This window comes from Variovorax restrictus (assembly GCF_051216715.1).
In the GTDB taxonomy this organism is placed as follows: Bacteria; Pseudomonadota; Gammaproteobacteria; order Burkholderiales; family Burkholderiaceae_C; genus Variovorax.
Map to the genome: position 1 here is coordinate 1 of NZ_JBPJZH010000001.1, position 18,269 is coordinate 18,269.

Annotated in this window: 21 protein-coding genes; 5 read left to right on the forward strand and 16 right to left on the reverse strand. The window is 67.1% G+C overall.

Translation table 11 applies throughout. From position 1 onward, the window contains the following. The 9 genes from ACSFA0_RS00005 to ACSFA0_RS00045 form a co-directional block, all read right to left on the reverse strand. A partial coding sequence (locus ACSFA0_RS00005; protein WP_435448179.1) for a GTP-binding protein occupies positions 1 to 351 on the reverse strand: 351 nt, incomplete at its 3' end. Between the two features lie 141 nt (positions 352 to 492). Then, on the reverse strand, positions 493 to 2,592 hold the full coding sequence (gene fusA, locus ACSFA0_RS00010) for an elongation factor G (protein WP_435448180.1): 2,100 nt from the start codon (positions 2,590 to 2,592) through the stop codon (positions 493 to 495). Positions 2,593 to 2,677: 85 nt separating this feature from the next. Continuing rightward, the gene (gene rpsG, locus ACSFA0_RS00015) at positions 2,678 to 3,151 is read right to left on the reverse strand and encodes a 30S ribosomal protein S7 (protein ID WP_435448181.1); all 474 of its coding nucleotides are present in this window, start codon (positions 3,149 to 3,151) and stop codon (positions 2,678 to 2,680) included. 176 nt (positions 3,152 to 3,327) lie between these two features. Further along, positions 3,328 to 3,705: a 30S ribosomal protein S12 gene (gene rpsL / locus ACSFA0_RS00020; RefSeq protein WP_013543948.1), complete on the reverse strand. Its 378-nt coding sequence runs from the start codon at positions 3,703 to 3,705 to the stop codon at positions 3,328 to 3,330. Positions 3,706 to 3,842: 137 nt separating this feature from the next. Then, entirely contained in the window at positions 3,843 to 5,012 is a 1,170-nt protein-coding gene (locus ACSFA0_RS00025; RefSeq protein ID WP_435448182.1) for a D-alanyl-D-alanine carboxypeptidase family protein, read from the reverse strand. Positions 5,013 to 5,034: 22 nt separating this feature from the next. After that, positions 5,035 to 5,667, reverse strand: coding sequence for an alpha/beta hydrolase (locus ACSFA0_RS00030; protein ID WP_435448183.1), 633 nt, complete (start codon positions 5,665 to 5,667; stop codon positions 5,035 to 5,037). Positions 5,668 to 5,686: 19 nt separating this feature from the next. After that, complete coding sequence (locus ACSFA0_RS00035; RefSeq protein WP_435448184.1) at positions 5,687 to 6,049, reverse strand: (2Fe-2S) ferredoxin domain-containing protein; 363 nt, start codon at positions 6,047 to 6,049, stop codon at positions 5,687 to 5,689. 10 nt (positions 6,050 to 6,059) lie between these two features. Beyond that, on the reverse strand, positions 6,060 to 7,172 hold the full coding sequence (locus ACSFA0_RS00040) for a VanZ family protein (RefSeq protein WP_435448185.1): 1,113 nt from the start codon (positions 7,170 to 7,172) through the stop codon (positions 6,060 to 6,062). A 28-nt stretch (positions 7,173 to 7,200) separates the two neighbouring features. Next, positions 7,201 to 7,629 carry a CopD family protein gene (locus tag ACSFA0_RS00045; protein WP_435448186.1) on the reverse strand — a complete coding sequence of 143 codons (429 nt, stop codon included), beginning with the start codon at positions 7,627 to 7,629 and terminating at the stop codon, positions 7,201 to 7,203. A 456-nt stretch (positions 7,630 to 8,085) separates the two neighbouring features. Here ACSFA0_RS00045 and hemB point away from each other — a divergent pair, with 456 nt between their 5' ends. Beyond that, positions 8,086 to 9,093: a porphobilinogen synthase gene (gene hemB / locus ACSFA0_RS00050; RefSeq protein WP_435448187.1), complete on the forward strand. Its 1,008-nt coding sequence runs from the start codon at positions 8,086 to 8,088 to the stop codon at positions 9,091 to 9,093. 12 nt (positions 9,094 to 9,105) lie between these two features. Beyond that, the gene (locus ACSFA0_RS00055) at positions 9,106 to 10,248 is read left to right on the forward strand and encodes a magnesium transporter CorA family protein (protein ID WP_435448188.1); all 1,143 of its coding nucleotides are present in this window, start codon (positions 9,106 to 9,108) and stop codon (positions 10,246 to 10,248) included. A 97-nt stretch (positions 10,249 to 10,345) separates the two neighbouring features. Here ACSFA0_RS00055 and ACSFA0_RS00060 read toward each other — a convergent pair whose 3' ends face one another. Continuing rightward, the gene (locus ACSFA0_RS00060; protein WP_435448189.1) at positions 10,346 to 10,696 is read right to left on the reverse strand and encodes a hypothetical protein; all 351 of its coding nucleotides are present in this window, start codon (positions 10,694 to 10,696) and stop codon (positions 10,346 to 10,348) included. 172 nt (positions 10,697 to 10,868) lie between these two features. Here ACSFA0_RS00060 and ACSFA0_RS00065 point away from each other — a divergent pair, with 172 nt between their 5' ends. Next, the gene (locus ACSFA0_RS00065; protein WP_435448190.1) at positions 10,869 to 11,774 is read left to right on the forward strand and encodes a LysR family transcriptional regulator; all 906 of its coding nucleotides are present in this window, start codon (positions 10,869 to 10,871) and stop codon (positions 11,772 to 11,774) included. Between the two features lie 3 nt (positions 11,775 to 11,777). Here ACSFA0_RS00065 and ACSFA0_RS00070 read toward each other — a convergent pair whose 3' ends face one another. Beyond that, on the reverse strand, positions 11,778 to 12,461 hold the full coding sequence (locus tag ACSFA0_RS00070) for a dienelactone hydrolase family protein (RefSeq protein WP_435448191.1): 684 nt from the start codon (positions 12,459 to 12,461) through the stop codon (positions 11,778 to 11,780). Positions 12,462 to 12,489: 28 nt separating this feature from the next. After that, entirely contained in the window at positions 12,490 to 13,098 is a 609-nt protein-coding gene (locus ACSFA0_RS00075) for a 2-hydroxychromene-2-carboxylate isomerase (protein WP_435448192.1), read from the reverse strand. Positions 13,099 to 13,183: 85 nt separating this feature from the next. On the opposite strand from ACSFA0_RS00075, the gene ACSFA0_RS00080 reads away from it, so the two are divergent. Next, a complete protein-coding gene (locus tag ACSFA0_RS00080; RefSeq protein ID WP_435448193.1) occupies positions 13,184 to 13,933 on the forward strand; it encodes an SDR family oxidoreductase in 750 nt (249 codons plus the stop codon). Positions 13,934 to 13,947: 14 nt separating this feature from the next. Further along, positions 13,948 to 14,592, forward strand: a complete 645-nt coding sequence (locus tag ACSFA0_RS00085; RefSeq protein WP_435450865.1) for a MarC family protein — start codon at positions 13,948 to 13,950, stop codon at positions 14,590 to 14,592. A 16-nt stretch (positions 14,593 to 14,608) separates the two neighbouring features. On the opposite strand, the gene ACSFA0_RS00090 is transcribed toward ACSFA0_RS00085, so the two are convergent. From ACSFA0_RS00090 to ACSFA0_RS00105, 4 genes are read right to left on the reverse strand one after another with little or no spacing between them, the layout of a single operon-like run. After that, complete coding sequence (locus ACSFA0_RS00090) at positions 14,609 to 15,256, reverse strand: ABC-type transport auxiliary lipoprotein family protein (protein ID WP_435448194.1); 648 nt, start codon at positions 15,254 to 15,256, stop codon at positions 14,609 to 14,611. Between the two features lie 10 nt (positions 15,257 to 15,266). Further along, entirely contained in the window at positions 15,267 to 16,250 is a 984-nt protein-coding gene (locus ACSFA0_RS00095) for an MlaD family protein (RefSeq protein WP_435448195.1), read from the reverse strand. Positions 16,251 to 16,255: 5 nt separating this feature from the next. Continuing rightward, positions 16,256 to 17,077 carry an ABC transporter ATP-binding protein gene (locus ACSFA0_RS00100; RefSeq protein ID WP_435448196.1) on the reverse strand — a complete coding sequence of 274 codons (822 nt, stop codon included), beginning with the start codon at positions 17,075 to 17,077 and terminating at the stop codon, positions 16,256 to 16,258. Next, a complete protein-coding gene (locus ACSFA0_RS00105) occupies positions 17,074 to 18,246 on the reverse strand; it encodes an MlaE family ABC transporter permease (RefSeq protein ID WP_435448197.1) in 1,173 nt (390 codons plus the stop codon). The genes ACSFA0_RS00100 and ACSFA0_RS00105 overlap by 4 nt, the downstream gene beginning before the upstream one ends. Positions 18,247 to 18,269 lie beyond the last annotated feature (23 nt).

Here is an 18,269-nt window from a genome sequence, read left to right on the forward strand (position 1 = left end):
ACGGGTCTGGGGCATCGGGCCGTCGGCGGCCGAGCACACCAGGATCGCGCCGTCCATCTGGGCAGCGCCGGTGATCATGTTCTTCACATAGTCGGCGTGGCCGGGGCAGTCGACGTGGGCGTAGTGGCGGTTGGCCGTTTCGTACTCGACGTGCGCGGTGTTGATCGTGATGCCGCGGGCCTTTTCTTCAGGTGCCGCGTCGATCTGGTCGTACGCCTTGGCCTCGCCGCCGAACTTGGCCGACAGCACCGTGGCGATGGCCGCCGTCAGCGTGGTCTTGCCGTGGTCGACGTGACCGATCGTGCCCACGTTCACGTGCGGCTTGGTGCGGGTGAATTTACCTTTTGCCATTTTTCAATCCTTAGAAAGAGCATGTCCGTGTGTTGGTTTTATGTCTGCACCCGATTGCTGATTCGCCCCGCACGGAAACAGGACGGCACCGGATCGCAGACAAGTCGGGCCGCGCACTGCGCGAGCCCCACATTCTTGAAATTACTTCGCGCGAGCGGCCACGATGGCTTCGGCGACGTTACGGGGAGCCTCAGCGTAGTGCTTGAACTCCATCGTGTACGTGGCGCGGCCTTGCGACATCGAGCGCAGCGTGGTCGAGTAGCCGAACATTTCCGACAGCGGCACTTCGGCCTTGATGGCCTTGCCGCCACCGATCATGTCGTCCATGCCCTGCACCATGCCGCGACGGCTGGACAGGTCGCCCATCACGTTGCCGGCGTAGTCTTCGGGCGTCTCGACTTCCACGGCCATCATCGGCTCGAGGATCACCGGGCTGGCCTTGCGGCAGCCTTCCTTGAAACCGAAGATGGCGGCCATCTTGAAGGCCATTTCGTTCGAGTCCACGTCGTGGTACGAACCGAAGTGCAGCGTGACCTTGACGTCGACGACCGGGTAACCGGCCAGCACGCCCTGATTCAGCGCCTCGATCACGCCCTTCTCGACCGCGGGGATGTACTCGCGAGGAACCACACCGCCCTTAATGGCGTCGACGAACTCGAAGCCCTTGCCGGCTTCCTGCGGCTCGACCTTCAGGATCACGTGGCCGTACTGGCCCTTGCCGCCCGACTGGCGAACGAACTTGCCTTCGGCATCTTCGACCGTCTTGCGGATGGTTTCGCGGTAGGCCACTTGCGGCTTGCCCACGTTGGCTTCCACGCCGAATTCGCGCTTCATCCGGTCCACGATGATTTCGAGGTGGAGCTCGCCCATGCCCGAAATGATGGTCTGGCCGGACTCTTCGTCGGTCTTCACGCGGAAGGACGGATCTTCCTGGGCCAGGCGCTGCAGCGCGATGCCCATCTTTTCCTGGTCGACCTTGGTCTTCGGCTCGACGGCCTGCGAGATCACCGATTCCGGGAACACCATGCGTTCGAGCGTCACGATGGCCGTCGGGTCGCACAGGGTTTCGCCCGTGGTCACTTCCTTCAGGCCCACGCAGGCCGCGATGTCGCCGGCGCGGATTTCGTTGACTTCTTCGCGGTTGTTGGCGTGCATCTGCACGATCCGACCGATGCGCTCCTTCTTGCCGCGCACCGGGTTGTAGACGCTGTCGCCCTTGGTCAGCACGCCGGAATAGACGCGCACGAAGGTCAGCTGGCCCACGAACGGGTCAGTCATCAGCTTGAACGCCAACGCAGAGAACTTCTCGCTATCGTCGGCCTTGCGGGTCACGGGCGCTTCGTCTTCATCGGTGCCACCGACCGGTGGGATGTCCGTCGGCGCGGGCATGTATTCGATGACCGCGTCGAGCATGGCCTGCACGCCCTTGTTCTTGAACGCGGAGCCGCACAGCATCGGCTGGATTTCGCCGGCGATGGTGCGCTGACGAATGGCGGCCTTGATCTCTTCCTCGGTCAGCGCTTCGCCTTCGAGGTACTTGTTCATCAGGTCTTCGCTGGCTTCGGCAGCGGCTTCGACGAGCTTCTCGCGGTATTCGTTGCAGACGTCGACGATGTCGGCGGGGATTTCGCCGTACTGGAAGGTCACGCCCTTGTCCTCGTCCCAGATGATGGCCTTCATCTTCACGAGGTCGACGATGCCCTGGAACTTGTCTTCGGCGCCGATCGGGATCTGGATCACGACCGGGTTGGCCTTCAGGCGATCGATCATCATCTGACGAACGCGCAGGAAGTTCGCGCCGGTGCGGTCCATCTTGTTGACGAACGCGAGGCGGGGCACGCGGTACTTGTTGGCCTGGCGCCAGACGGTTTCCGACTGGGGCTGCACGCCGCCGACGGCGTCGTACACCATCACAGCGCCGTCGAGCACGCGCATCGAACGCTCGACTTCAATCGTGAAGTCGACGTGACCGGGGGTGTCGATGATGTTGATGCGGTGTTCGGGGAACGTACCGGCCATGCCCTTCCAGAAGCAGGTCGTGGCAGCCGAGGTGATCGTGATGCCGCGTTCTTGCTCCTGCTCCATCCAGTCCATCGTCGCGGCACCGTCGTGCACTTCGCCGATCTTGTGGTTCACGCCCGTGTAGAACAGGATGCGCTCGGTCGTGGTGGTCTTGCCGGCGTCGATGTGCGCGGAGATACCGATGTTGCGGTAGCGCTCGATGGGGGTTTTGCGGGACATGAGTATTTACTCCGTTAACGGATGAAAGCCCGCCCACCACACGGTAGGTCGGGCTTCCAGCCTGTCTGATTGAGGGACGGTCTTCTTAGAAGCGGAAGTGGCTGAAGGCCTTGTTGGCTTCGGCCATGCGGTGCACTTCATCGCGCTTCTTCATGGCGCCGCCACGGCCTTCCGTGGCTTCCATGAGTTCGTTGGCCAGACGCAGAGCCATCGACTTCTCGCCGCGCTTGCGGGCGGCTTCCTTGATCCAGCGCATCGACAGCGCCAGACGACGCACCGGGCGCACTTCGACGGGCACCTGGTAGTTCGCGCCACCGACGCGGCGCGACTTCACTTCGACCATCGGCTTCACGTTGTTGATGGCCATCGTGAAGGCTTCGACCGGGTCCTTGCCCGGGTTCTTCTTCTCGATCTGGTCGAGCGCACCATAGATGATGCGCTCGGCGATCGCCTTCTTGCCGCCTTCCATGATCACGTTCATGAATTTGGACAACTCGACATTGCCGAACTTCGGGTCCGGCAGGATTTCACGTTTGGGGACTTCGCGACGACGTGGCATGTTACTAACCTCTTTGCTTCAGTTGGCACCGTTTGCGGCACCGCGAGAGCCAACAAGAACTCTCACTTACTCGACCCGACAGTGGGTCACTTCGTTCGATGTGCCCGCCAAGGCCACCGAACACCGATGAATCGACACGGCGAAGGCTTGAACCTTCTTCGCGCCAGAAAGCCGGATCAGGCCTTCTTCGGACGCTTCGCGCCGTACTTGGAACGCGACTGCTTGCGGTCTTTCACGCCTTGCAGGTCGAGCGAACCGCGCACGATGTGGTAGCGAACACCGGGCAAGTCCTTGACACGACCGCCGCGAACCAGCACGACGCTATGTTCCTGCAGGTTGTGGCCTTCGCCGCCGATGTAGGAGATGACTTCGAAGCCATTGGTCAGGCGGACCTTGGCCACTTTACGAAGCGCCGAGTTGGGCTTCTTAGGCGTCGTGGTGTAGACGCGGGTGCAGACACCGCGGCGTTGCGGCGAGTTCTGCATGGCAGGGCTCTTCGAATTGATCTTCTCGACCGTTCGACCCTGACGCACCAGTTGATTGATGGTTGGCATGAATGAATAAGTCCCAAAACACCCCGGCCTTGTGCCTCATCGTGACATGAGAGGCCGGGAAATGACGAAAACGTGAAACCCTTCGGAAATTTCCGAAAAGCCCGCGAGTATAGCAGTCCGCCCGGGTTGCGGGCGTTTTACTTGATCCAGAGGCGGATGGCGTCCCAGGCGCGGCCCAGGATGCCAGCCTGCTCCACAGGCTCCAGCACCACCAGCGGCACCTCGGCCACCGGCTCCTCGCCCAGCATGACCTTGAGGGTGCCGACGGCCTGGTTCTTGGCGAACGGTGCCACCAGCGGATCGGGGCGTGCGACCTGCGTCTTGAGCTTGCTGGCCGAGCCGGCAGGCACCGACACGACGATGGCCTCCGGACGACCCAGCTTGACGGTGTCGGACTTGCCCTTCCAGACCGCCGGCGTGGCCGCAGGCTGGTTGGCGTCAAACAGCTTGACCGCGTCGAAGGCGGTGTAGCCCCAGTTCAGCAGCTTCTGCGATTCGTTGGCGCGCACGTTCTCGCTGGAGGCGCCCAGCACGATCGACAGCAACCGGCGGCCGCCGGCCAAGTTCGGGAAGTCGCGCTTGGCCGTCACGATCATGCAGTAGCCGGCCGCATCGGTATGACCGGTTTTCAGGCCGTCGACGGTCGGGTCGCGGAACAGCAGCAGGTTGCGGTTGGTGTCGTTGGTCGACGGCGTACCCGGGTAGCGGTACTTTTTGATGGCGTAGTAGTGCACGTACTCCGGAAAGTCGTGCATGAGCCGCGTGGCCAGGATGCTCAAGTCGCGCGCCGTCGTGGTGTGGCCCGGCACCGTGAGGCCTTCGGGGTTCCTGTAGCCGGTGCCCTTCATGCCGAGCGCCTTGGCCTGCTCGTTCATGAGTTCGATGAAATGCTCGGCCGTGCCGCCCACGCCCTCGGCCAGCGCCATGGTGGCGTCGTTGCCCGACTGGACGATCATCCCCTTGATCAGGTCGTCGACCGGTACCTGCATCTTCGGGTCGATGAACATGCGCGAACCCGGCATCTTCCAGGCGCGTGTGCTCACGGGCAGCGTTTGGGTCAGGCTGATCTTCTTGGACTTCAGCGCATCGAACACCAAGTAGGCCGACATCAGCTTGGTCAGCGATGCGGGCTCGACCGGGCTGTCGATGTCCTTCTGCGCCAGGATCTGGTTGGCCGTGACGTCGAGCAGGAGGTAGCTGCGGGCGGCGACTTCGGGCGGCGCCGGGACCTGGGCCGCGGCCAGCATGCAGAAGGATGCGGCGGCGGCCAGCACCAGCGCGCGCAGCGCGTCAGAGATACGTTTCATGGGAGATGGGAAGACCTGCAGATCAGGCCGCGCGCAGATGGCGGGCCACGAGATTTTTCAAGAGCGGCAATTGTCCGTGAAAGAAATGGCCGCCTCCGGGGACGACTGTGACAGGAAGTGACTGTGGGCGCGCCCAATCCATCACGGCCGACAGGGCGACCGTGTCGTCTGCCTCGCCATGCACGACCAGCGTCCGCTCGAGCGCACCGTCGGGCAGCGGCGGCGGCACGACGCGCGCCACGCTGGTCCCGACCAGCACCACCTGCTGCACCTCACGCGCTGCCCACAGCACCTGCAGCGCATTCACCGCCACGAAGCCCCCGAAGGAAAAGCCCGCCACGGCGACCGGCCCGTCCGCCGCGACCTGCGCCAGGACGGCGGCGAAGTCCCCGGTCTCGCCACGCCCTTCGTCGTGCGTGCCCTCGCTGGCGCCGACGCCACGGAAGTTGAAGCGCACGGCCGTCCATCCGTTCGCGACGAAGGCGCGGGCCAGCGTCTGCACCACTTTGTTGTCCATGGTGCCGCCGAAGAGCGGGTGCGGGTGGGCGATCACGGCGACGCCGCGCGATGCAGCATCGCCGGGTGGCCGGTCGCGCTGGGCTTCGATGACGCCCGCCGCGCCTTCCAGGCGAAGTTTCTCGGTCTGCGAATTCATCACGGATGCGGGGTCGGGTTCAGCGGCCGACGTCAGGCGGGAGCAGAAGACGCTCGACCACCTGGCCGTTCTGGAGGTGCGACTCGACGATCTCGTCGATGTCGTCGGCGTCCACGAAGGTGTACCAGACGGCTTCCGGGTAGACCACAGCCACCGGCCCGCCGGCGCAGCGGTCGAGGCAGCCTGCCTTGTTGACGCGCACCTTGCCAACTCCGGCCAGGCCGGCCTCCTTGACCTTCGACTTGCAGCGGTCGAAGCCTTCCTGCGCGTTGTGCTTGGCGCAGGCGTCCTCGCCGTTCTTGCGTTCGTTCAGGCAGAAGAAGATGTGGCGTTCGTAGTAGCCGGGCATGCCAGACGTGCTGGCCGAAGTGGAAGAAGGCATCCGCCCGATTCTAGGTTTGGCGGGTGCGCCGCGACAGCGCCACCAGCACGTAGCCCAGCGTCGCGAAGGGCCACAGCCAGCCCAGCCATTGGGCGAGCCCGTGGAAGCGGATGAAGCGCCCCTGCTCCCAGGTGGCCAGCGTCTGCGCGAAATAGGCGCTCTCGGGCGCCTGGTTGAGCAGGCTGAGGTGCAGCACCAGCGCCGCCAGCAGCAGCGCCGCGCAGAGCCGACGCGGCGCGCCGAGCAGCAGCATGCCCACGACCACCGCCGCGGCGATGCCGACCTGCACCGGCAGGCTCAGCCACGCCCACGCGTGCTCCGGCCCCCAGCTCAGCGCCGCCGACAGCGCGCTGGCCCCCACGCCGGTCGCCAGGATCACCGGCATCAGCAGGGCGCGCCGCGCCACCGACCGCGTGACCAGGAAACCCAGCAGGCACGGCACCACCGCCCCCAGCATCACGCAGAGCAGTTCTACCGCCGGCACGAGCGGCTGCAGTTCGAACTCGCGCAGTGGCATCCAGTCGAGGAACGGCGTGTCGATCAACCATTCGGCGATGCCGGCCTCGAGCCGCTCGAAGACCTGGCCCAACCCGAAGGTCACCGCCGCCGGAAAGAGCAGCGCCACCGGCCACAGCGCCAGCAGCACCAGGCCGCCGCGTGCGTCGTCGACGAACCAGTAGGCGCGCGCCCGCCCCCAGTGCGCCACGGCCCCGACGCGTTCCAGCCCGGCGGCCAGCACCGCGCCGACGAACACCCCCAGCGCATTCAGCCCGAGGTCGACGTTCGATGGAATGCGCGCCGGCAGGTAGCTCTGCAGTGTTTCCATCGCGAAGGAGACCGCGCTGCCGGCCACCCCGGCGCGCAGCACCGCCTGCCAGCCACCGGCACCCGGTCGGGTGCGCAGCACGGCCAGCGCCATGAGGAAGCCCAGCGGGACGTAGCCCGCCACGTTGATGCCGAAGTCGAAGCCGGTCCAGTATTTCGGCCACGGCGCCCAGAGGTACGACCACGGCGCGATGCCCTGGTCGCGCCAGTCGGCGAAGGGGTACAGGCTCGCGTAAACGATCAGTGCCGCATAGGCCAGCGCCAGCGGCAGCGCAGCGGACTTGTGCGGCGTGGTCACCGGATGCTCCGGGCGGTCGACGGGCGCGTCAGAACGGCTTGACGACGACCAGCACGACGATGGCCAGCAGCAGCAGCACCGGCAGTTCGTTGAACCAGCGGTACCAGCGGTGACTGCGCCGATCGGTACCGGCGGCGAGCTTGCGCAGGATCACCGCGCAGCCATGGTGGTAGCCGATCACGACCAGCACCAGCGCCAGCTTGGCGTGCATCCATCCGTTGCCCGGACCGCGGCCGATGCCGTAGCCCATCCACAGCCAGACACCGAAGACGATCGCCGGGACGGCCAGGAAGGTGGTGAAGCGCAGCAGCTTGCGCCCCATGAGCAGCAGCCGGGCCCGCTCGGCCTCCGAACCGGGCGGCACCATGGCGAGGTTCACGAAGATGCGCGGGAGATAGAAGAGCCCGGCAAACCAGCTGGCGATGAAGACGATGTGCAGCGATTTGATCCAGAGCATGGCGGCAGTTTAGTGGGAGCGGACCAAAGACCGCATAGACCGTGCCGCGGCGGGCGTCGAGACGCGCTCTGTTCGTGAAACACCGCGGAACGGGCTCCGCCCGGCCGCCGGTGTTGCCCCCGGTAGGAGGTGCGGAGCGCGCGACACGCAGTGCGCGCGACCTGGGGGCAAGCAAAAAAAAGTTCAAAAAAAAGCCCGGCGTTAAAAACGCCGGGCTGGGAAGCCCTTTTGCTGTCACACATCAAGGCACCCGCTCAGGGAGGAAAAGCGGGGAGCGGCAAGCCGCCCGGGGGGGAATTTAACAAAGCAAAATGAACGTATCAAGCAAATGGTTAACTTTCTCTGACATTTGCACACTTCGTCACCCTTCTGAACGACGACGCCGTCACCGCCCCTGCACCTGCATCCGCCCATGCTGGCTGCGGTGCGTGCGGCAAAACAGGCACAATTTTCGATATGACCCCACACGCCCCCTTCCCCGCTGGACGGCCACGCCGCCTTCGCCGCGACAGCTTCACGCGCAACCTCGTCCGCGAGCACGCGCTCACTGCGCACGACCTGATCTACCCCGTGTTCGTGCAGGAAGGGCAGAACAAGCGCGATGCGGTCGGCTCGATGCCCGGCGTCGAACGCTTCAGCCTCGACACCCTGCTGCCGGTGGCCGAGGAATGCGTGGCGCTCGGCATTCCCGTGATGGCGCTGTTCCCGGTGATCGACGGCGCACTCAAGACCCCCGCGGGCGACGAGGCCTTCAACCCCGACGGGCTGATCCCGCGCGTGGTGTCGGCGCTCAAGTCGCGCTTCCCGGAACTGGGCGTGATGACCGACGTGGCGCTCGACCCCTACACGAGCCACGGCCAGGACGGCCTGCTCGACGACGACGGCTACGTGCTCAACGACGTGACCGTCGAAGTGTTGGTCAAGCAGGCGCTGACCCAGGCCGAGGCCGGCGTCGACATCGTGGCGCCCAGCGACATGATGGACGGCCGCATCGGCGCGGTGCGCGATGCGCTCGAAGCCAACGGCGACATCCACACGCGGATCATGGCGTACAGCGCCAAGTACGCGAGCGCCTTCTACGGCCCGTTCCGCGACGCTGTCGGCTCGGCCGGCAACCTCGGCAAGAGCAACAAGAAGGTCTACCAGATGGACCCCGGCAACAGCGACGAAGCCCTGCGCGAAGTCGGCATCGACATCGCCGAAGGCGCCGACATGGTGATGGTCAAGCCCGGCATGCCCTACCTCGACATCGTGCGCCGCGTGAAGGACGAGTTCCGCGTGCCCACCTTCGCCTACCAGGTGAGCGGCGAGTACGCGATGCTCAAGGCCGCCGCGCAGAACGGCTGGCTCGACCATGACGCCGTCATGCTCGAAAGCCTGCTGGCCTTCAAACGTGCCGGTGCCGATGGCGTGCTGACCTATTTCGCGCGCGACGCGGCCCGGCTGCTGAAGCAGCAGCGCTGAAGCCGCAGCGCCGTGCGAATTTTCGAGATCACCGGCTCGCAGGTGGCCGAGCACGACGCGCTGGCGCCCCTGTTGCTGCCGGGCGCCTGCCAGAACGGCTACGTTTGGCTCTCGCTCACGCGCGACGAATTCCGTGCCTCCCTCGCCGAGGTACAAGACCTTCTGCAGACGCTGTGCGGCACGCCACTGGTCGACCTGCATGTGAGCGACCTGCTCAACGACCAGCTGCCCTCGCACTACGACTACACGTCCCAGTACGACGTGCTCGTGTTCCGCCGACTGGCCGCTGCGCAACGCGCCGCGCTGCAGGCCGACGAGACGCCGAAAGCCCGCAGCGGTCCGCCGGTGCTGCGGCGCATCGACACCCGGCCGGTCGGCTTCGCCGTGTTCGACCGAGTGCTGCTGTCGGTGCATCCGGAAGACGGTGCGGTGCGCGACGTGTACGCCGCCAAGCTGTTGGCCGCTGCACGCAGCGACCGTCCCGACGCCGCGACACCGGCACCGGCCCTCGACGCGCGCGCCACCAGCGCCCGCGTGCCGACCGGCCCCGCGGACCTGATGCTGCGCGTGGTGAACCAGATCGTCGACGCCTACCTGGAACTGCGGCGCGAACTCACGCGCCAGCTCGACCACTGGCAGGCCGAGCTGATCGACCCACGCAGCCGCTTCACCAACTGGAGCGCGCTGATGGAAGCACGCCAGTCGCTGCACCACCTCGACGAGATCTGCCAAGACCAGCGCTCGGCCGTGCAGGACTGGATCGACGCGATGGAGACCCTGCCGACGCCCGAACTTCCTGCCGACATCCGCGAGCGCGAGCTGATCATGGTGCGCAGCCGCGACGTGCTCGAACACATCGAGCGCGTGGTGCACCACGTGCGCCGGCTCGAGCAGAACGCCGAGACCGCGGTGCAGATGCACTTCAGCGTGCAGAGCCACCGCGCCAACGACATCATGCGGGTGCTCACGGCGCTCACCGCCATCTTCCTGCCGCTCAACCTGATCGCCGGCATCTTCGGGATGAACTTCGACTTCATCCCGTTGGTGCACAAAGCCGACGGTTTCTGGATCGCCATGGGGGCGATGGGCGTCATCGCCGTCGTGCTGGTCGTCGTGTTTCGGCGCAAGCGCTATCTGGCCCGCACCGCACGCTGACCGCGCGCGACATGGAAAAGGCCGGAGGGTGCAACGCACCGTCCGGCCTTTTTCGAGGGTCTGAATCAACCACGGCCGCGCGCTGCGGCCGCAGCGATCACAGGCCGGCGCGACGGCTGGTGGCCAGCGAACCGTTCGTGTACTCGGCAGGCACCGTGCTGTTCACGAAGGACTTGCGGTCCAGGTTCTGGTTGGCGGCATTGGCGGACGCGACAGCTTCGGCGGCCACAGCGGCGCGGCTGGTGGGCGACGGCAGGGCCGGCGCGACCTTCGAGCTGCGGTTGATGTTCTGGTCCGGTGCGTGCGCAGCGGCGACGGCCTCGGCGTCGACAGCGGCACGGCTCTTGACCGACACGATTTGCTGGACGCCGTCGTAGGTTTCAGCCTGGGCGCCGACAGCGGCAAGAAGGGTCAGGGCAGCAGCGGCGATGATGTGAGCGGTCTTCATGGATAGGTCCTCGGTATGTTGTCGTTGGCACATCGGGCTGGCTTCTTGTGGCTGGCCCGTGGGACGGATTCTCGAAGGAGACTGCATCGCAGATCCATGCAAAAATGAACCACGGTGTTCATGAATACGAAACAATCCGGCACGCTGCACACCCGCTCATTCAACCCACACCATGGACAGCCTCGACCTTCTGAAGACCTTCCGCGAAGTCGCGACGCTCGGTAGCTTTTCGCGTGCGGCCAAGCGGCTCGACATGTCGAAGGCGACCGTCAGCAAGTACGTCGCCGAACTTGAAACGCGCTTCGGCGTGCGGCTGCTCAACCGCTCGACACGCTCGGTGAGCCTGACCGACGCAGGCGCGCTGCTGCTCGAACGCAGCACGCCCGTGATGGAGATGGTGGCGCTCACGCAGGCCGAGATCCAGGAACACGCCAGCCGCCCCACCGGCCGCCTGCGCATCTCTGCGCCGCACGGCATGGGCCAGGGCGACCTGCCCACGCTGTTGGCGCAGTTCATGGGCTACTACCCTGACGTCAGCATCAGCCTGCACCTGAGCAATCGCACGGTCGACATGGCCGAAGAAGCGATCGACGTCGCGTTGCGCTTCGGGCCCATCGCCGACGACAACCTGATCGTGCGCAAGCTGCAGCAGATGCCCCTGGTACTGTGCGCGTCGCCGGTGTACTGGAAGAAGCACGGCACGCCCGAGCACCCATCCGACCTGGCCGGCCACGACGCGTTGACGCATTCGCGCCTGGGCTCGCATCCGCAATGGCGCTTCGATGTGGAAGGTAAGCCGCTGGACGTCTCGGTGAAGAGCCGCATGGACGCCACCGAGGCCGGGCCACTGATCGAGGTGGCCCTGCATGGCTTTGGCGTGATCTACATGCCGGCGCTGCTGGTGCAGCCGCACCTCGATCGCGGCGAACTGGTGCCGGCGCTCGAGCCCTATGTACGCAGCGACATGTGGCTGTCCGCCGCCTACCTGCAACGGCGCCACAACAGCGCCGCGCTCAAGGCCCTGCTCGACTTCCTGCAGACCCGCATCGGCGCCCGCGCCAAGACGGTCAAGAAGTAAGCGTCAATCGATGTGCTTGGCGAAGAAGGCGAGCGTGCGTTCCTTGGCCAGCTTCGCGGCGGCCGCGTCATAAGAGCCGCGCTGGTCGCAGTTGAAGCCGTGGTCGGCCTCGTACACATGCACCTCGACCTCCGGGTGCGCCTTCTTGAAGGCTTCGACCGATTCGAGCGAGATCCAGTGGTCCTTGCTGCCGAAGTGCGCGAGCACCGGCATCTTCGGCGTGCGCGCTGACTCCTCGGGCGTGGTCATGCCGCCGCCGTAGTACGGTGCCGCCGCCGCGATGCCCGACACCCCCGCGGCCGCGCGCCAGGTCAGCAGGCCGCCCCAGCAGTAGCCGACGATGCCGACCTTGCCCGCCTTCGCGGCGTAGTCGACCGCGGCCTGCACGTCCTGCAGCACGCCGGGCGCGGGTAATTCTTCGACCGCGGTCTTGAGCGCCATCCCGGCCTGCATGTCGTCCCCGGTGTAGCCGAGCTCGACACCCGGCTTCACGCGGTGAAAGGTCGACGGCGCCACCGCGAGGTAGCCGGCCGCCGCGTAGCCGTCGGCCACCGAGCGGATATGCGAATTCACGCCGAAGATCTCCTGCAGCACGACGATGGCCCCCTTCGGCTGGCCCGCGGGCTCGGCCACGTAGGCGGGGAAGGTGACGCCGTCTTGGGCGGTGAGATCGATGAATTGACCCATGGTCGTTGCTCCTGTCGGATTGAGGGAATCAGTGGGTGTGGCCTTGCAGCGCAAGCTCGACGAAGTGGAGCCGGTCCTGGCCCCAGAACAGTTCGCCGTCGATGGCGTACGTGGGCGCGCCGAACACCTGCGCGTCGATCGCCTCCTGCGTGAAGGCTTCGTAGCGCTCCTGCACGTCCTGGCGCTGCGACTGCTCGACGCGCTGGGACGGCAGGCCGCATTCGACGGCGATCGCCGACAGCACCTTCGGGTCGGCGATGTTGCGCTCCTGCACCCACACGGCCGCGAAGATCGCGCCGGATATCTGCATCGCCGCGTCGACGCCGTCCTGCATGTCGACCGCGATGATCAGTTTGGACGCATCGTCGCCCGACACCGGGAAGAAGCGCGGCTTGACGTTCATCGGCAAGCCCAGGTGCTGCGAGAAGCGCGCCATCTCGACCAACCGATAAGCCTGGCGCTGCGGCGCGCGCTTGCCCAGCGGCAGGCCGCCGGAGACAGGGAACACCGCGCCGAAGTCGACGGGGCGCACCCGCACGGTGGCGCCGGCGGCCTTCGCAATGGCGGCGAAGCGCTCGTGGCCGAGGTAGGTCCAGGGGCTCTGCGGGGTGAAGTAATAGTCGACGGTGCGGGGCATGGCTGTCTCCAGGAAAGCGGCGATGATGTCATCGCGCCGGGGCGCTTTTTTAACCCACGCACGGCTTTCGTGCAGGAGGCGGGAATTGGACCAGCAGATTGTTCTGATCACAGGCGGTGGCCGCGGCATCGGTGCCGCCGTCGCCCTGCTCGCCGCACAGCGCGGCTTTGCCGTGGCGGTCAACTACGCGAGCAACTCGCTGGCCGCCGACGAGGTGGTGCGCACCATCCGCGCGGGCGGCGGCACCGCCATTGCGGTGCAGGCCGACGTGGGCGACGAAGCCCAGGTGATGGCGATGTTCGAGAAGGTCGACGCCAAGCTCGGCAGGCTCACTGCCCTGGTCAACAACGCCGGCGTGGTCGACATGAAGGCGCGCGTCGACGAGATGAGCGTCGCGCGGCTCGAGCGCATGTTCCGCATCAACGTGATCGGCAGCTTCGTCTGCGCGCGCGAAGCCGTGCGGCGCATGAGCACGAAGCACGGCGGCACGGGCGGCGCCATCGTCAACGTCTCCAGCGCGGCATCGCGGCTCGGTTCGCCCGACCAGTACGTCGACTACGCGGCGAGCAAGGGCGCCATCGACACCTTCACCCTGGGCCTGGCCAAGGAGGTGGCCGACGAGGGCATCCGCGTGAATGCGGTCAGGCCGGGCCTCATCGAGACCGACATCCACGCCTCCGGCGGCATGCCCGAGCGCGCAGCGATGCTGGCGCCGACCGTGCCGATGAAGCGCACCGGCACGCCCGAGGAAATCGCCGGCGCCATCGTCTGGCTGCTCTCGCCCGAGGCCAGCTACACGACGGCGGCCCTGCTCGACGTCACCGGGGGACGCTGATGGCCAGCCCCACGATGGACCTGATCAAGCCGCTGATCACGCTGCTGGCCATCGTGAATCCGCTGGCGATCGTGCCCTTCTTCATCCACTACACGCAGGAATACAACGAGCGCCAGCGGCGCCGCACGGCGTGGATCTCGGCCTTCAGCGCCTTCGTGGTGATCGCCATCAGCGCGCTGCTCGGCCTGCAGCTGCTGGGCTTCTTCGGCATCTCGATCGCGAGCTTCCAGGTGGGCGGCGGCATGCTGCTGCTCATCAGCTCGCTCAACATGCTGAATGCGCAACCGGCCGAGGCCAAGACCAACAAGGAGGAGATCCGCGCGACCGAGGTGAAAGCCTCGCTGGGCGCATCGATCGCCGTGGTGCCGCTGACCATCCCGCTGCTGACCGGGCCGGCCACCATGTCGACCATGGTGATCTACGCCGAGAAGACGCGGCACCTCTGGGAACTGGCCGTGCTGGTCGGCTACGGCGTGGTGATCGGGCTGGCCACGGGCATCGCCTTCTCGCTGGCCGAGCCGATCGCCCGCGTGCTGGGCAAGACCGGCATCAACGTGATGACGCGGCTGATGGGCCTGATCCTCGCCGCGCTGGCGGTCGAGGTGATGGCCGACGGGTTGGGCAAGCTGTTCCCGATCCTCGGGCGCACGCCGGTCTGAACGCGCGCTGTCGGCGTCAAGGCTGCTGATCGACCCAGGCGACCAGTTCCGCGATCACCGCGTCGCTGGCCAGCGTCAGCGCCCGCACGCCGCCCGGCGCGTCCGCACTCGGTGCGGGGCGCTGCACCATGAAGCTGCGCTGCGCCACCACGCTGTCGCCGCCGGGCGCGCTCTGGACGAGCGTGGCGCGCAGGCGCACCAGGCCGGCGCTCTGCGTCGGTGCCGTGAAGTAGTGGCTGAACTCGTCGAGCGATACACGCAGCGTGCGCGGCACGCGGCCGGCCGCGCGCGCCATCGTCGCGCTCTCTTCACGGTTGAGCACGGTGCGGCGCTCGGCGAGCGCATCGCGCAGGCGCTGGTAGAGCAACTGGTTGGGCGCCACGCTCCAGCGTGACTGCCCGTAGGGCCGCAGCTCGTTGGCGTCGGCGTAGGCCAGGCGGTAGAGGATCTGCGTGCCCTCCAGCCGGGCGCTGGCGTCGATGTCGGCCAGCGAGAGCGTCGGCCGCGGCGTGACATCGGCAGGTGCGGGGGCGCGGGCCGTCAGCACCGGGCCGAAGTCGTAGAGCGTCGCCCGCGACGGGCGATCGGGCAGCGAGCCGCATCCGGCCAGAAGAGCGACGGCAGCGGCCAAGGCCGCGATGGGAGCAAAGCGTGTGGTCGGCATGGTCATCACCTCAAGGACGGGCGGCCGCAGCCGGCGCGGAGAAGCCCGGCTCGCCCGGGCCGGCGACGGCACCGCCATTGCCGAACAGCAGCGACTGCGGGTTGTCGTTGATGCCGTCGGCCGCGCGGCCGAGGCGGCGCACCGCGGTCGACGTGTCGTCGGCCACGCGGTTCAGGCGCGGCAGCGTCGCCATGTTGAAGCTGTCCACCGCCTGCGACAGCGCCTTGGTGCCGTCGCCCAGCCGGTCGATCGGGCCGTCGGGCGCATTGAGCCGGTTGGCGGTGGTGTTGAGGTTGTTGGCCACGCGCGAGATGTCGCCGGCCGCGGTCTTCACGCTGCCCATCGTGTCGCGCGTGCGGTCGATCAGCGGCGGCAGCGCGGTGAGCGCCGGGTTCAGGCCGGTCTTGACGGTGGTGTCGAGCTGCTTGGTCAGCTGGTTCGCGCTCGCCGCGGCCTGCGCGATGTTCTCCAGCGCGTCGGCGATGCGCTTCTGGTTGGCCTCGCCCAACACGACGTTGACCCGCTTCGTCACGTCCTCGACCTGGTTGAGGATCGCCTCGCCGCGGTCCTGCAACTGCGCCAGCACCGACGGCTTGAGCGGGATGCGCGGCGGGTTGGCCTCGTCGGGCGCCAACGCCACCTGCGACTCGCCCTTGTCGTCGATCGCGATGAAGGCCAGGCCGGTCACGCCCTGGTAGCTCAGCGTGGCGAAGCTCGACTGCGTGAGCGGCACGCGCTCGTCGACGGTGATGCGCACCCGCACGTTGCCCTTGACCTTGGGGTCGAAGTCGATGGCCGTGACCTTGCCCACCGCGATGCCGCGGTAGCGCACCATGGCTTGCGGCTGCAGGCCGCTCACCGCGTCGCGGGTCGACAGCTCATAGGTATTGCGCACCGTGTTGTCGCGCGTGAGCCAGACCACCAGCGCGACGAGCACGGCGACCAGGCCGAGCACGAAGGCGCCGGCGGCGAGGGCGTGGGCCTTGTTTTCCATGGGGTCTACCTTTCGGCCGGCGCGTTGCCGGCGGGGGTGTCGTGCAGGGCTTCCATGGCGCGCTTTCCGCGCCCGCCCAGAAAGTAGTCGTGGATGAACGGGTGCTCGTAGGCGATCACCTCGCGCGGCCGGCCCGAGACGATGACGCGCTGGTCGGCCAGCACCGCGATGCGGGTGCTCAGGTCGAACAGCGTGTCGAGGTCGTGCGTGACCATCACCACCGTCAGCCCCAGCTCGCGGTGCAGGCTGCGCAGCAAGTCGCAAAAGCTGTCGGAGGCCGCAGGGTCGAGCCCGGCGGTAGGCTCGTCGAGCAGCAGCAGCGGCGCGTCCATGATGAGCGCGCGTGCCAGCGCCACGCGCTTGATCATGCCGCCCGACAGGTCCGAGGGGCTGCGGTTCGCATGCTCGGGCTTCAGGCCCACCATCTGCAGCTTGACCAGCGCCGCGTCACGGATCAGGTCGTCGGGCAGCAGCCGCAATTCGCGCAATGGGAAAGCGATGTTCTCGAGCACGCTGAAGGCCGAGAACAGCGCGCCGTGCTGGAACAGCATGCCGACCTTGGCCGCATCGCGGGCGCCCAGCTGCCCGGGCCGCTGGCCCAGCACCGTCACCTCGCCACGCGTCGGATGTTCGAGCCCGAGGATCTGGCGCAAGAGCACCGTCTTGCCGGTGCCCGAGCCGCCGACCAGCGACAGCACCTCGCCGCGACGGATCGACAGGTCGAGGTCGCGGTGCACCACCTGCTCGCCATCGGGCGAGGTGAACACCGTCCACAGCTTGCGGATGTCGACCACCACCGGCGCGTCGGTTGCGGGCGCGTCGATCATCGGAAGCCCACGCTGCGGAACAGCACGGCGAACAGCGCGTCGACCAGGATCACCACGGTGATGGAAGTCACCACCGACGACGTGGTGCCGCGCCCGAGGCTTTCGGTGTTGGGCTTGACCTTCATGCCGAAGTAGCAGCCCACCAGCGCGATGAGGATGCCGAACACGGCCGACTTGCCGAGCGCCAGCCACAGGTTCGACAGCGGCACCGCGCGCGGCAGCGCCTGCATGAAGTAGGCAGGCGACAGGTCGAGCGTGAGGTTGGCCGCCACCATGCCACCCGCGAGCGCCGCCATCGAGGTCCACATGCTGATGAGCGGCATCGCGATGGCCAGCGCCAGCACCCGCGGCATCACCAGCCGGTAGCCGTGCGGGATGCCCATGACGCGCATCGCGTCGAGCTCCTCGGTCACGCGCATCACGCCGATCTGCGCGGTGATGGCCGAGCCCGAGCGACCGGCCACCAGCACCGCGGCCAGCACCGGCCCGAGCTCGCGGATCAGCGACAGGCCCAGGATGTTGACGATGAAGGCTTCCGCGCCGAAGTTGCGCAGCTGGTTCGACATGAGGTAGGCCAGCACCACGCCGATCAGCACACCCACCAGCGCGGTGATAGGCAGCGCGGTGGCCCCGAACTGGTAGAGCTGGCCCGACAGGTCGCGCCAGGGCGCGCGGTGCGGGGCGCGGATCAGCGTGCCGATGTCCAGCACGAGCTGGCCGATCATGCGCAGCAGGTCGCGTGCCACCGCGAGTGCGCGCGGGCCGTGGAGGGCGTAGGACTGGAGCCGGTCGGCCAGCGTCGGGCTCACCTCGGGCGGCGGCGCACAGGTGAAGGTCGCGACATGCTCGAGCACCGCCTGGTGCGGCGGGTCCATCTCGATGTGCCGGGGCCAGGCGCCGCCCCAGTGCTTCCACAGCACCTGGGCGCCGATGTGGTCGAGCTGCTCGATCGGGCGCAGGTCCCAGGCCATCTCGTCCTGCGGCAGGCTGCCGAGGTTCCGGGTCAGTGCGACCCAATCCTGACGCGACGAGAAGGCCAGTGCGGTCCACTGGCCTTCCGCGACCACCGCACCGTCCGAACCGCGCGCCACGCGGGGCGGTGTACGCGTCGACTCGTTCGACGCGGCGGCGAGCGTGGCGGGCGCGGTGTTCGGCGCGGCAAGTGGCATGGAGGCGGTCTGTTCCGGGGAGG